Source organism: Methanococcus aeolicus Nankai-3 (genome assembly GCF_000017185.1).
GTDB classification, from domain to species: Archaea; AGJL01; Methanococci; order Methanococcales; family Methanococcaceae; genus Methanofervidicoccus; species Methanofervidicoccus aeolicus.
In genome coordinates, this window is the sequence record NC_009635.1 from 1,063,414 (window position 1) to 1,078,690 (window position 15,277).

Below are 15,277 nucleotides of genomic sequence, written 5' to 3' on the forward strand. Positions count from 1 at the left end.
AATAAAAATACTTTCTATGTGATATTATGAAAATAGGAATAGTAGGAGCTGGATTAGGCGGATTATTGGCGGGTGCAATTTTATCAAAAAACTACGATATAACAATATATGAAAAATTGCCAATTGTAGGGGGTAGATTTACTAACTTACCATATAAAGGATATCAATTAACTACTGGAGCCCTCCACATGGTGCCACATGGGGCAGACGGTTATTTAGCCCAACTTATTAAAAAAGCAGGTTGTTCCGTAAATATAATTAATTCGGCCGTTGAGGGATATTTTAAAATTAAAGGCAAAGATAGAACATATAAAGAATTATTTGGTATTGTTGGATTTAAAGATAAATTAAAAGCCTTAAAATTAATGGCAGATTTAAAAATGGGAAAATTTGACGATAATGCCTCGTTTGGAGAGTTATTAAAAGATATTCCTTATGCCTACGAGGTTGGAAACTCGTTTACAGGTTGGGCTTTAAGTTTAACTGCGGATGATACACCAATAAGTGAAGTAAAAGAAATTGCGAAACACTATAAAAAATTTGGCGGTCCTGGAATGATTGTTGGAGGATGTAGTTCCATAATTAACGAACTTGTAAAAGTAATAGAAAAAAATAATGGAAAAATTATAACTAATTACAATGTAAAAAACATTACGATAGAAAATAACAAAGGATACATTGACTCAAATGAATTTGATATAGTAATAAGTAATTTATCGCCCACAATTACGGAAAAAATATCAAATGTGGACATAATAAATAATGGCAATAATAATGGAAAAAAACCAATTCCCTCAAAAGGGATTAAAATAGCCATAGGTAGTAAAGAAAAACTAATAAATCATAATACCATAGTATTCACTCCCGAATGCGAAAGGATAAATGGATTTAACTGCCCATCAAATGTGGATAAAAATCTTGCAAAAGAAGGACGAAATTTAATAATGGTGCACGGAATACAAATAACAAACAATGTTAAAAAAGAAATAGATATTATGTTAAATGATATTGAAAATATATATTCTGAAAAAAATATTAACTATGAAATTATACATATTCAATCATATAGGGATGATATGCCTGTAAATCATGCTTCAAATGGAACGGATTTAAATCCTATTGTTAATGATAGGCTGTATCTAGTTGGAGATGGAGTTAAGGGAAAAGGTGGAATTGAAGTTGAAGGCGTTGCGTTAAGTGTGATGAAAGTAATGGACAGTATAAATGATATTAATAAGTAGTGTATATTTATTTAATGTCGGCGGGAGCTCCGTCCATAAGGGCAGAGTAGTTCACCTTAATAATATATATCCCATATAAATATATTAATTAAATATATTGATATAAATATCTTATAGTCAATCTCGGGCTTTTTCGTATAATGCCGTAATTGAAAGCAAATATATTATTATATTACTAAAAATATAGTGAATATACCAATAATTAGGACGGATAAGGACGGCTATTGAACTTACTATAAATGGTGTTATAATGTATCTCACAAAAGATGAAGAAAAAATATATAATGGAGAAATGGGGGAAACTCTTGAAACCTGTATGAATCTCATAGTATCATTGGGGGACATATATGGTGCTGAAAAACTTATTCCAATTACTTCTGCACAAGTTTCGGGAGTATCATATAAAACCATAGGAGATAAAGGGCTGGAATTTTTAAAAGACATGTCAAAACAAGGAGTAAAAGTATCAGTCCATACTACGCTAAATCCTGCTGGAATGGATTTAAATAATTATGAGACATTGGGAATTCCAAAAGAATTTGCAAAAAAACAGCTTGAAATAATAACATGTTTTAGAAAATTGGGCATAGAATTAGGTTGCACCTGCACACCATATTTATGTGGTAATATTCCTATGAAAGGCTCCCATATATCCTGGGCGGAATCCTCTGCTGTATCCTATGCAAATTCAATAATTGGGGCAAAAACAAATAGAGAAGGCGGTCCTTCTGCTCTAGCTAGTGCAATATTGGGAAAAACTCCATATTATGGCTATCATTTAGATGAAAATAGAGTCCCAACACATATTGTAGAAGTGGGAGCTCCACTAAATAACACTGCTGACTTCGGAGCTCTGGGTTCAATTGTTGGAAAAATTGTTAAAAATGGAGTTCCATATTTTAGATTTAATAAAAATGACATAAAAGGAGCTCCCATTAAAACAAGTAAATTAAAAGGATTGGGTGCTTCAATGGCAGCAAGTGGAGGGGTAGCATTATATCATGTTGAAAACATCACACCAGAATCCCAATGGGCTAAAAATTATATTGAGAAAGAGGGGGAAAACTACATTGAAAAAATAATAATTTCAAAAGAGGACATAGAAAATGAATACAATTCATTAAATTCCACAGATGAAGTTGATTTAATATGTGTTGGTTGCCCACATTGTGATTTAGAAGAAATTAAAGAAATTGTTGAATTTATACAAAATAATAATTTGGATAAAAATGACAATAATAAATTTAAATGTGATTTATGGGTTTGCACATCAATATATATCAAATCCATTGTAGATAGAATGGGCTGGACCGAAATAATAGAAAATGCAGGAGGTAAAATAGTAATAGATACCTGTATGGTTGTAGCTCCTATCGAGGACATGGGGTATAAAAACATTGCAACAAATTCTGGTAAAGCTTCCCGATATCTTCCGAGCTTTTGTGGGAGCTCCGTATTATTTGGAAATATACAAGAAATATTAAAAAAAGGAATTTAATATTAATTGATAGTAGATACTGTGGCTTTTATTAGTGAATTTCCTTTTGGACATTTTATTTTTTCATGGAGCTCCATGATTTTATATTTTTCAGGCATTCCTTCGGAATGACATAAATTATAGTATTTACATAATATATTATTGCATTGAATATCGCTGTGGGATAAGGTTAAACCCTCCAGTGCCTTTTTTGATTCAATAAGTATTGTAAAATTATTAGAGGGCTCTACCTCAATAACTTTAACTCCGTCCCCATATGCTATGCATGGATGCTTTGCAGACCTAACACTAACTATCCTATATCTTTTCCCGACTATCAAACCATCATGACATATTTTTTTAAACCTACATTCAGAACATTCCTCCAAAACACCACAATAAATAAATTCATTTCCAGTTTTTGCTATTTTACTTCCAATAAGGGTTATTCGTTTATCCATAATCTCACCAAGGCATAATATATAATAAATATAATAAATATAAATAATAATATTTACAAAATATATTATAAAAAGATATTATATATGTAAGATGTTTGAGAACTTTTGCATTAATAAAATTCCATAACCTACAAAATTATTATAATTAATTATTTTATAGTCAATCTTCGGTCTTTTTCACTAAACATCCTATGAAAAGCTAAATCTATCCATATCGTCAATAATGAAGAAATTCATTTACAAAATCTTCGATTTTGTAAAAAATCTCGAAGAGATTTTAGTTAATAATTAGGCAGATAATGGACAGTTATTGAAGATTAACTATATAGTCAATCTTCGGTCTTTTTCATAAATATGCTACGATTAAAAGCTAAAATCTTATCATATTATAATAAATTAGGAAATTCATTAATAATTCTCAAAACTCCGAAGGAGTTTTTACGACATGCAATAATCAGAGATTATTGAATCCCAGGGGGACCTCAAAATTCCAGAGGAATTTTTACGATAGGACAAACAAGAGACAGTTATTGAACTTACTATAATTCACTAATATTTTATGGTCTATTATGGGCAATTGGTTAAAAAACCTTTGATTGCCAATAATTTCTTTAACATTTAATTTTTCGGATATATTTTATATCTATATATTATGATATAATATATAATAATAAATAAGAAGTAATATTAATAATATTTAATTAATAATATCTAATTAATATAATAAAATATGGTGTAAATATGTGTGGCATAATAGGATATATCGGAAACCAGCAGGCATCACCTATACTTTTAAACGGATTGAAAAGACTAGAATATAGGGGATATGATAGTTGCGGTATTGGAATTATCGATAATACCAATCCAAATGACATAAATATCATAATAAAAAAAAATATTGGTAAAGTTAATGAAGTGTCTGCAAAAGAGGACTTTTCAAATATGAATGGGTATGTGGGAATAAGCCACGATAGGTGGGGCACCCATGGAAAGATAACTAAGGAAAATGCCCACCCCCATACAGATTGTAATAATAATTTATGTGTTGTCCATAATGGAATAATTTCTAACTATGCGGAATTAAAAACCATATTAATGGATAAAGGACATAAATTTAAATCAGAAACCGATACAGAGATAATACCCCACCTAATCGAAGAAGAATTAAAAAAATATGACGGTCCTTCTGAGAACGATTATATATATGCAATAAAAGAGGCTCTTAAAAAAATTGACGGAACTTATGCTATTCTTATATTAAACAAAAACTTTCCGAATATGTTGGTGGGAGTTAAAAATGAGAGCCCACTTATTGTGGGATTAAAGGAAAATGAATATTTTTTAGGGAGTGATATATCTGCATTTTTAGAATGGACAAAAGATATTATTCCATTAGAAGATGGAGATATTGTAATTTTAAAAAAAGATGATAACAATTCAGATGCCAATGGTACCGGCGCTAATTTATCATATAAAATATACAACAACGATATAGATGCCACCAATAAAAGAGAAAAAATAACTATTGAATGGGATATAGAAAGTGCTGAAAAGGGAGGATACGAGCACTTTATGTTAAAGGAAATTATGGAAGAACCTGAAATTATAAAAGATTCCTCCAAAATATCCACTTCTGAGATAAAAGAATTGGCAAAGGAAATGAAAAATTATGATAAAATATATATTGTTGCAATGGGGACTTCATTAAATGCATCAATGGTGGCAGAATATTGGTTTTCAAATCATAATAAATTAATTATACCATGTGATTCCTCGGAATTTTTAGTAAAAGGCATAATAGACGAAAATACGCTTGTTATAGGAATTACTCAAAGTGGGGAAACATATGACACCATAAAAGCCCTAAAATATGCCAAAAAACAGGGGGCAAAAACTGCCACAATTGTAAATGTTCTTGGGAGCTCCGCAACTCGTGAGGCCGATATTACAATTATGATGGGTTCTGGTATTGAAATATCAGTATGTGCCACAAAAACATATATGTCCCAATTAATGATATTATATAGATTATTCATAGAATATGGGTTGGTTATTGGAAAAGATATGAGTAAATACCAGCAAGAAATGGAAAACATACCAAATTACATTAAAGAAGTAATTGGGGAGAAAGAACGGGAAAATATAAAACGAATAGCAAAAAATTTAACTGCGTCGAACTATCTATTTATATCAAAGGGAGTAAATTTGCCTAATTCATTGGAGGGGGCTCTGAAATTTAAAGAGATTACTTACCTACATGCCGAAGGTATGAGTAGCGGGTTTTTAAAACACGGTACAATATCTCTTATTGACGAAAATATGGATACAGTTGTATTAATTCCGCCTACAAAATCGGAATTGTTTAAATCCGTGTTGGCAAATATTGAAGAAATAAAAGCTCGAAATGGAAAAATAATTGGAGTTAGTCCTGTGGAATCTCAAAATATTGAAAATATAATAAAAGTTCCTGATGTGATGGAAGAAGTAAGTCCTTTTGTTTATGCCCCTGCCTGTCAATTGTTGGCATATTATAAAGCTGTTGAAATGGGAAGAGATGTAGATAAACCCAGAGGATTGGCTAAAAGTGTTACGGTCGAATAATTTTAATAAATAATATTATATTAAATTTCTTCATATATTCTTTTTAAAAAGATTGTATCATACTCCATTTTTGGACTTTCACAAATTACAGTCCCTGAAACATTAAAATCTTTTAAAACTTTTAAAACTTCTTTATATTTAAATTCGGAGTTATCCAGTGGTAAATGATTTTTTTCTCCTCCTTTTCCATATTCTATTCCTGATATGTGAGCATGAATATCCTGAATAGCTCTTTTTCCCAATTTATTTTCCACATTTTCCATTATATTATAAAATGAATTATAATCATTTATTTTTCCCAAACTTCGAGCATAAATATGGGAAAAATCTATACATGGCAATATATCCAATTCTTCGGATAAGGATATTAATTCCTCAATACTTCCAAATTGAGTAATTTTTCCCGTTGTTTCTGGCCTAATCATTGCATTTATTTTATTTTCTTCCAAATAATCAATTATTCTTTTAATATTATTTATCATTGTTTTATATACTATTTCTTTATCCATTTTAAGATAATATCCCGGGTGAAATACCACATTTTTATTTTTTGGGCTTATTTTTCCAAATATACTTAATATTTTAGCGGAATCCGTTATTCTTTTTATACTACTTTCAACTTTTTCCTGCTCCTTAGCATTTAAATTTATATAATATGGTGCATGGACACTTAATGTAAGGTTGTTGGAGTGATTTTTTAATTCCTCTGCCTTTTCCTCCTTTATATTAACTCCCCTAACAAATTCTATTTCCATAGCCTTTAACTCAATTTTTTTCAAAAATTCAAATGCTCCCAAAGTTGTTCTTGGTTTAACATTTAATGGTATTCCTGCTGTTCCAAATTTTAACATAAAATCTCCTTTTAAATATGATTTACAATAAATTATAATAAATACTATATGTGTATTATTTATGATATTATCAATATTGGCATAATATATGGTGTGTGGTGCAATTATGAATTTAAAAATAAAATATTATTTAGAATTAATAAGGGTAAAAAACTGTTTAACTGCTTCATTTGGAACTATCATTGGTGGGCTAATAGCTTCAAATTTTAATTTTGGATTAATTGGTTATATATTACTTGCCTCTTTAATTGTATTTTTGGTTTGTGGCTTTGGAAATGCCTTAAATGATATACAAGACATTGAAATTGATAAAATAAACAAGCCAAACCGACCATTACCATCAAATAAAATATCATTAAAAAGTGCAACAATATTTTCTTATTTATTAATGATATCTGGGATTATAATATCATTATTTAATATGATTTGTTTTGCAATTGCTTTAATTAATTCCATTGTATTATATTTGTATGCTAAAAAATACAAACGAAACAAAATAATAGGAAATTTAATTGTAGCATACCTAACTGGCTCTATTTTTATATTTGGTGGTGCATCGGTTGGAAATGTGGAAATTACACTAATATTGTTTCTTTGTGCTTTATTTGCTACATGGAGTAGGGAAATTATAAAAGATTACGAAGACTTAGACGGAGATAAATCCGAAGGAGTTATTTCACTTCCTATAAAATATGGCAAAAACTCTATTTTCGTAGCGATTGGGTTTTTACTTTGTTCTATACTGCTAAGTCCATTGCCTTATATATTGGGTATGTTCGGAGCTCCCTATTTAATGGCCATAATGATATGCAATGTTTTATTTATATTGGCAGTTTTAAAATTATTAAAAAATCCCTCAAAAGAAATTGCAGGGAGCTCCTCAAAATATATTAAAATAATAATGAATTTAGTGCTTTTAAGTTTCGTAATTGGTTCATTGATGTAAAAAAGAATAAAAAATTTTATAATAAATATATAATATTAATTAAATCTTTTTAATATTGCTTTTTCTATCTGCTAACTCCATTCTTTTAGCATCATTCCAATTACTTATATTTTGTAAGTATCCGGTAATTCTACTGTATTTTTGAATATCGAGACTCCCACAATTATTACAATTATCCTTTAATCCTCCCATAGCAACACTACATTTTTCACAAATACTTAAATTTTTAGTGTATGTCCAGAAACCTACATCTCTTGTGGATATTTTTCTTGTTATCTCCATTAGTGCCTCTGGGTCAGCATATGCCTCTGCATTCCAGAAGTGCCCCATATGTCCTCCATTGCATAGTGGGTGGAATACCTCATCAATTGCAACTTTTTCGCCCAGCGTTATGCCTTCATCTACTCTTGGGTGAGAGGAGTTTGTATAGTATGTAGAACCAATGTTGGACAAATCTCCTTTAACTACTGATTCTGTTTCTTTTTTATAGTGTTGGTGGTCTAATCTTGCAAATCGTCCTGCTGTGGATTCTGCTGGTGTTTGAGTGACTGTCCATCTTAAACCTGTTTCTTTTTTAAGGTTGTTTGCATAATTTCTCATGAATTCTATTACCTTTCTACCAAATTCAACAGCTTCTTTTGACTGATGGAGCTCCTCGCCAACATGGAATTGTAGGAGCTCATTTAATCCAACAAATCCAAATGTTTTTGTTGTATTATCATATCTGTAATATTGTTCCTCTTCCTGTTCCCTATCAAATCTTTGAGTCATAAATGGCATTATTCTATCATTCAATATTTTTTGAGTGATATCATGCTTTATATCAAGTGCCTCTTTAATTACGCCCATTTTTTCAGACAATATCTCAAATAATTTATCGTCGTCCCCCCCTGCTTCGTAGGCAATTCTAGGGAGATTAAGAGTATACCATTGCATATTTCCAGTTCTAAGTGTATCTTGTTCAGCATCTCCTGTCCAATCCCCACTTAATCTAGTCCTACAACCCATGGCATTTGTGTTGTTTGCCTGCCATTCTGGATTCATATTTATAAAATAAGGTAATCCCCATTTACTACTTAATTCGTGAAGTTTTATCATAAGATGTTTATTTTCATCTTTAAATGCATTTTCTCTTAATTTTACTATAAAGTTAGGGAATAAAAATGGTTTTCCTACGGCATCGCCCTCCATTACTACATCTATAAGGGCCTCCAATATCATTTTTGCCTCTTCTTCATATTCTCCATAAGTTCCTCTCGTAGTTCCAGCAATTGCAGCAGGTTTATCTTTTAAGTATTTTGGAATTTCTATTTCTAAATTCATACTACTGAATACTGTATTATGGCACAATATTCCTGTTGCAGTAATGAAATTTTCATTATCTTCAACACTTAAATCATAAACATATTCTTCGTAGTCAGTTTCTTTTATTTCTTTTATTTCAAATGGCACGTTCAATTTGAATTTAGTTATTTCATCTCTTAATTCAGGATTCATTTCTTCAATTTTTTCCAAGGTAGTTAGTTTTAATTTCCTATTTGATGATTTCCATGCGTAATCATCGCATGGTTTTTTATCCGCAATATTTCTTAGGTATTCTTTTATTATTCTGTAATCATAACTTAACTGCTCGTAATCTGAACCTTTTATTCTGTCTTTTTTGCATTTTGGAATAATATATTCATCTAATACATCAGTACTGTTTTTCGCTATTTCAATTACATACAATTTATGGTTTCTTTGGGATTCTATGCCTTTAATTTTAACCCGTTCCCCTTCTTCATTAACTTTGTTTATTGAATACATCATGTTTAATCCAGATAGTAAAATATGCAGTTGTCCAAGCAATTGTTCTGATGTTGTATATATCTGAACTCTTCCATCTTTACTGATGTATCCGTCTCCGCTTATAAGACCGCCCAAAAATGCCTGTTTTATTTCTTTGTCCCCTTTCAGTATAAATTCAGGAATGTTTTTATTTGGAGCTCCGCTATTTATACATATTACATTTTTGATGAATTCATACACCCCTTTGTTTGTAAATAAAATATTGTTCTCCTTTTCAATAGTTAGGGTAATGTTTTCGTTAATATTTTTTAAGAACTTCTCTATGAATTTAACGACATCATCATCTGTTGTAGATATTCTTATACTATTGGTACCATAACTTCCTTCTGCAACAAATAATCCTAAAAATTGACATAATTCTTTTGTTATTTCTATATTTTCAGGAATATCGTTTTGTCTGCTGTTGTATTTTGAATCTGACCTTGCATACTCTGTACTGATTAAGTCTCCAATTTTGTACTCAATAGTGTATGGATTATCAAAGTTTCTAATTATGTGGCTCATTTCTTTTGGTTTTACCTGCACAAGTTGTCCATTTTCATTGTAATTGAACAGTGAGTGGTCTTCTGTAATAGATACCGTTGTTCCATCCTTTCCAACGACTTTATAGATTTTATTGTGCGGTTTATGCCTAGATAGTGCATAAACTCTTTTAAATTCTGTCTTACCCGTATTGATATTTACAGATATGGTATATACTTCATCTTTTTCATCTAAATATAATATTTCTGTATCTCCATTAACGGTTATTTTTTCGTTATATTTCTCCATTACTTCATTAATATATTCTCCAATTTTGCAAATTTTTAATTTTTCATTGTCTTTTATGAATATTAGTTCGTCTTTTACTAATGACTGACCTCCACGAGCCACATACATTTGATTCATTTCATAAATAAACATTTGCATGAGCTGTTTTACCCGGTCATAAGGCAATCCTTTCATATACGGTGCCAACCAGATATTAAACTCATCAATAGATTGACCTCCACTCATCTCACATTGTGCAGCACTTAACACTTTTGCGGCATGTTGTATAGCAACTTCGGCATGTTTTGCAGGTTTTGATACACTTGTATGATTTCCAGTTCCGTCAACCTTCAACCCATTTAAAAAGAATTCTCTTAAATCGTGCTGACAGCATACTGGTCTTATTGCGGCATACTCCAAATCATGCAAATGAATATCCCCTCTCATGTGTGCATCTGCAATATGCTTTGGAAATACCTCCAATAAAGCATATTGTTTCATTGTTTCGTCGGCAACCCATTTGTGTATTGATTCTGGATTATGCATAAGGTTTGCATTTTCCCTGCTTCCTTTGTTTATAAGTTTTTTGATGTCATAAACTGGAATTCCCAACCTTGTATGTTTTTGCCGATATTCTTCTAATCCATACTCAATTAATTTTGCATTTACGAGCTCCCTAATCATTGGAGCAGTCAAGTAATTTAAATTAAATTTTTTTACTTCTTTTTCAATGTCATTTCCGATTTTTCGAGCCGTTTCTTTATCAATTCCTGTTTCATTTGTGAGAGCATCTATTATTTTATTTTTATCAAAAGCTTCAAATTCCTTTTTAGAAGTTCTGACCTTTAAAATATTTTTAAATTGATAGTTCTCTGTGTATTTTGTGCCCTTTTTATCGTCTATCTCTTTTAGTATATCATATACTATTTTTTTTATTTGTTCTGTGGATGTATTGTTGTAAATTTTATTACAAACGATATTAACAACTAAATCCACATCTTTATAATCTATATTAGAATTTAAAAGAGATTTTGCCAATTTATTGACATTGAAAGACTCTACATTCCCGTCCTTTTTAACTATTGTTATATTGCATTTGGCTTTATTTGTATGTATCATTTAACCACCAGAAAAGTATTAATCTATAGTATATCATTACCCCGTATATTATTATATCGGTTTGGATATAGTGCAATATCGTATCTTATTTAACGAAATTCGTATATAATTTTGCATAATATTGGCATAGATTTTTAAATTTAATTTTAAAATAGTATGTTTTTAAAATATATAATATTTTTTACTTTGTTAAATCCTATATATGATTTAATTTAAATTTAAATAAGTAAATATTTTATTATATTTAAAAATACTTATAATTTATATTGGGAGCTCCACGAAATATCTCCAAAATAATAAATTAAAAAAGTTAAAAAATAAATAATTAGTAAGGAACTGGAAGTCCAATTTCTTTTCTATGGTCTATTTCTTTTTGGTTTTTGGACTTTTTAATGTTTGCAAGTTTTGCCAATAATTCTAAACCAAATTTACCTTCATTTACTGGTTTGGTTTCTAAATATCCTGATTCTACCATGCCATTAAGGAATTCTTCTCCTTTTTCAGTTCTTGCAAATACTGTACTCCAACCATCAGGGCTACCCACTGAACCTGTTGAAATGTCGGCTAATTCTGCGGTATAATCTGTGCATACATGACATGCTATTTGCTCATATGGGTGAGTATCGGCCAATTTAATTGACTTTGTTTCCCCCCATTTTGTGTATGTCCAGAATTTTCCTTTTCCAATGTCTAATTTAGCCACATCATCCATTTTTACTCCGCAGTGTTCTTCTACTATGGTTTTCATTCCATTGTATGGGAAGTTTTCCATACAGAAAATACCAACTGTTAAGGCAATTTTATCGTTCATATGCCTAAATCCAACTGGATATTTTAAGGATTTTCTTGTAGCTATTATTTGGCATGGCGTTCCAACAACTCCAACCTTTTCACAGCCGTATTCTCTAATTGCTTGTTTTAATACCGATAAATTTGGACAGGTGGTATATTTTGTTCCTGCGGCTTCCAATATTTCTTCAACTGTGGTTGCCACCTTAGGAACGGCCCTAAATTCTTCCCCCACACTTGCCACAACTGCACCATCCAATAGGTTGTTTTCCAATCCATATACAAATGCTGCGGTTACAATACCTCCATCCTGTACTTTTTTAAGCACTGCTTTATCTGCAATTCTTGCAGATATTACTGATTTATAATTTCCAAAAGCATCCATTTAATCACCTCGATTATGCTCTACCATTATCCAATGAATTATTCCAATACCATGACATTTTTAGGAAGTTCTATTCTTGGACATTGGAATCCACAGCACCCGCACTTTATACATACTTCATTTAAAATAAGTGGTCTTCCTTCCACCATTTCAATAGCTCTTGTAGGACATGATGCCGCACAGCAACCACAGCCCATACAAAGCGATTTATTTACTACTTTTTCAATTACATCGCATCCACATGCTTCTGTATTGTTTTTAGCAAATTCTGAAAATGGTGCTAAATATTCCATATCTCCCTCTATTGCTGCAGTAATAAGCCCCACTATAATTTCTGGCGATGGCGGACATCCAGGAATTGCCAAATCACATTTTACAACCTCAGTAATAGGGGAAAATGAACTGTGTATAGGTTTTGACATTTGTCCACCCCTACAAAATCTGGTAATTCCACCTGTTGCCGCACAAGCCCCTAATGCTACAAGTATTTTTGCTTTTTTCCCTACATCCTGAGCTATTTCCATTGCATGGTGGTCATCTAAACAGACACTTCCTTCTACTAATATAATATCGGCTTCAGGAATTTCTCTCGCATCTGCAATAGTTTGTGAATAAACTAAGTCAATTGCCCCCAATACATCCAAAAGTTTTTCGTATGTATCGGTTAGGGATACTAAACACCCACAGCAACTACTCAATTGAACATGAGCTACTGTTACCATGATTACGCCTCCTCTTTGAGTTATAATTGATATATGAGTTATATATGTATTAGATATAATATAGATATAATATATATATAAATAAATATATGATAAATAAAAATTTTAATTTTTATTTTTATTATTTCTAATTTCATTTAATATCCAGTTAACAGCATCATCAACAGCACCCGCAACTTCTTCTGTTAATTCAAGAACTACATCGGGTTCGGAAACATATTTAGCCTGACATCCTACTACTTTTAATTCAATGTCATATTTATCGCATACTTCCCGTAATGCCCTTGATAATGGCCAGTCGTGAATATCTAATTTGGTATGTTCTGGGTCTGGTAAATATTCTTTTTCAAGAATTTTTATTTCTCCGGGATTTAGCCCATAATCGATTATATCAACTACAATGATTTTTTTTGTTTCTGAATTTTCGTCCATCAAAGATAAAACTTGCTGTGGAGCTCCGGCACCTGCATCTACCAAAGATACAAATTCTCGCTCCTCCTCAGTTAATAAATCTTGTAGTTTTTCCAATACATGAACACTAAATCCATCGTCGGCAAATAAAATATTTCCACATGCCAATACCATTATTTCCTTATAATATGATAATGACAAATCTAATTCATTTATTTCATCGGTATTTGGCAATTTATTCACAATATCTCCCAGTAATGATTATTAAATATTAATATATTTTTAATTTACAATAATGAGTATAATAATGTTAAATTATATTATATTTTAATTTGCTTGGGTCTCTTTCGAGTTCCCCTCGCATCTTTTTAATATCTTATATTTTTCTTACTTCAATTAATTCTTTTGTCTGGTCATCTTTTACGATGATGTGCGTAGCACATGAAGCTCATATATCATAGGCACGCATTATGACTTCTGCATATTCGTGCGGGTATTTTTCAATTGCCTTTTCAACTACTGGGAAGTTCCATGTTGAAGCTGCAATAATGTTGTAATTTTTAATTTTTCCGTCTTTTCCAACTTCTGCCATGTGGGTATTTGTAGCTCTTGGAGCTTCATGAACACCAATTCCAGAACCGTCCTTATATTCTGGAACTACTTTTGTGCTTCCATTAATATTTAGTTGGTCAAGTATATCTAATGCCCTGTATGCTGCTCCTAAGTTTTCCATAGCTCTTGCAATGTTTATATCCATTACTCCGCCACCAGCTTTTAAATCTCCAAATTTAACCATTCTTGCTCTTGGACCTCCTTCTACTGGAACTCCTCCATAAAGTGGTATTTGACTTGTTGATGTTTGGGCTACTTCTTTATTTTTATAGTATCTTTGGGCAGGTATTTCTGTAACATCATTCCAACTTATAGCATCCTTATCTCCATATGTTGTATGTGTTGCTAAGTATGGGAAGTCGTGAGCCCCTAAATCAGGTATTCCGATTTCTTCGAGGTATCTCTCGATTAACATAGTATATACATCATACATTTCATAGGCATCTTTTTCATATTGTTTACAAGCATAATATAATTTTGATTTTGCTCTTTCTGAAATATTGGTTCTCATACCACCAATTACTATGTTTGGTGGGTGTATTCCTTCCCCACCTACGACATCTACTATTAACTGCCCTACTTTCCTCATTCTTTGAATAAGGGTAATAGCACTTGTTTTTAATTCAGTTTCCTCTGGTTTTATAAAGTCGTCAGCAGTCAATAGATGATGTAATGGGTGGGAGTGCATTCTGTTTCCTAATCCCACCAATTCTCTTAGTAATTTACCGTCTTCTGGTATTTCGCATCCAATTGCATCTTCAACAGCCTCGCATGATGCTATACCGTGGGTGGTTTGACAAATACCGCAAATTCTCATAACGGCAATAGGTGCAAAACTTGCAGGTTTGCCCTTTAACATTGTCTCAAATCCCCTAACGGGAGTAGTATTTGGGTAATATGCTTTACTTACTGATCCTTCGTCATTCACTTCTAATATTAATTTAGCATGCCCCTCATGTCTTGTGGTAGGGGTAATTCTAATTTCTTCTGGCACAATATTCACCTCCTTATGAATAATATATATTTCAATAGCACAATATAAAATAAATATCTTTTAAATATGT

11 protein-coding genes are annotated in these 15,277 nt (G+C 31.3%); 4 read left to right on the forward strand and 7 right to left on the reverse strand.

The annotated features are described in order from the left end of the window. The first annotated feature begins 26 nt into the window (after window positions 1-26). Both MAEO_RS05215 and MAEO_RS05220 read left to right on the forward strand, forming a co-directional pair. Window positions 27-1,241 (forward strand): NAD(P)-binding protein, encoded by a 1,215-nt coding sequence (locus tag MAEO_RS05215; RefSeq protein WP_011973744.1) that lies wholly within the window; start codon window positions 27-29, stop codon window positions 1,239-1,241. A gap of 250 nt (window positions 1,242-1,491) precedes the next feature. Continuing rightward, window positions 1,492-2,739: an aconitase X catalytic domain-containing protein gene (locus tag MAEO_RS05220; protein WP_011973746.1), complete on the forward strand. Its 1,248-nt coding sequence runs from the start codon at window positions 1,492-1,494 to the stop codon at window positions 2,737-2,739. Between the two features lie 2 nt (window positions 2,740-2,741). Here MAEO_RS05220 and MAEO_RS05225 read toward each other — a convergent pair whose 3' ends face one another. Next, window positions 2,742-3,179 carry a UPF0179 family protein gene (locus tag MAEO_RS05225; protein ID WP_011973747.1) on the reverse strand — a complete coding sequence of 146 codons (438 nt, stop codon included), beginning with the start codon at window positions 3,177-3,179 and terminating at the stop codon, window positions 2,742-2,744. A gap of 741 nt (window positions 3,180-3,920) precedes the next feature. On the opposite strand from MAEO_RS05225, the gene glmS reads away from it, so the two are divergent. Beyond that, window positions 3,921-5,780 carry a glutamine--fructose-6-phosphate transaminase (isomerizing) gene (gene glmS / locus MAEO_RS05230; protein WP_011973748.1) on the forward strand — a complete coding sequence of 620 codons (1,860 nt, stop codon included), beginning with the start codon at window positions 3,921-3,923 and terminating at the stop codon, window positions 5,778-5,780. A 20-nt stretch (window positions 5,781-5,800) separates the two neighbouring features. On the opposite strand, the gene MAEO_RS05235 is transcribed toward glmS, so the two are convergent. Next, window positions 5,801-6,631: a TIM barrel protein gene (locus tag MAEO_RS05235; RefSeq protein WP_011973749.1), complete on the reverse strand. Its 831-nt coding sequence runs from the start codon at window positions 6,629-6,631 to the stop codon at window positions 5,801-5,803. 106 nt (window positions 6,632-6,737) lie between these two features. Here MAEO_RS05235 and MAEO_RS05240 point away from each other — a divergent pair, with 106 nt between their 5' ends. Further along, window positions 6,738-7,577: a UbiA family prenyltransferase gene (locus MAEO_RS05240; RefSeq protein WP_011973750.1), complete on the forward strand. Its 840-nt coding sequence runs from the start codon at window positions 6,738-6,740 to the stop codon at window positions 7,575-7,577. 39 nt (window positions 7,578-7,616) lie between these two features. On the opposite strand, the gene nrdD is transcribed toward MAEO_RS05240, so the two are convergent. From nrdD to frhA, 5 genes are all read right to left on the reverse strand, one after another. Further along, window positions 7,617-11,294, reverse strand: coding sequence for an anaerobic ribonucleoside-triphosphate reductase (nrdD, locus tag MAEO_RS07810; protein ID WP_011973751.1), 3,678 nt, complete (start codon window positions 11,292-11,294; stop codon window positions 7,617-7,619). A 325-nt stretch (window positions 11,295-11,619) separates the two neighbouring features. Continuing rightward, a complete protein-coding gene (gene frhB, locus MAEO_RS05255; RefSeq protein WP_011973752.1) occupies window positions 11,620-12,468 on the reverse strand; it encodes a coenzyme F420 hydrogenase subunit beta in 849 nt (282 codons plus the stop codon). A 38-nt stretch (window positions 12,469-12,506) separates the two neighbouring features. Further along, window positions 12,507-13,190, reverse strand: a complete 684-nt coding sequence (frhG, locus tag MAEO_RS05260) for a coenzyme F420 hydrogenase subunit gamma (RefSeq protein WP_011973753.1) — start codon at window positions 13,188-13,190, stop codon at window positions 12,507-12,509. Window positions 13,191-13,295: 105 nt separating this feature from the next. Beyond that, a complete protein-coding gene (frhD, locus tag MAEO_RS05265) occupies window positions 13,296-13,844 on the reverse strand; it encodes a coenzyme F420-reducing hydrogenase, FrhD protein (RefSeq protein ID WP_011973754.1) in 549 nt (182 codons plus the stop codon). Window positions 13,845-13,977: 133 nt separating this feature from the next. Then, on the reverse strand, window positions 13,978-15,207 hold the full coding sequence (gene frhA, locus MAEO_RS05270) for a coenzyme F420 hydrogenase subunit alpha (protein ID WP_232202515.1): 1,230 nt from the start codon (window positions 15,205-15,207) through the stop codon (window positions 13,978-13,980). Window positions 15,208-15,277 lie beyond the last annotated feature (70 nt).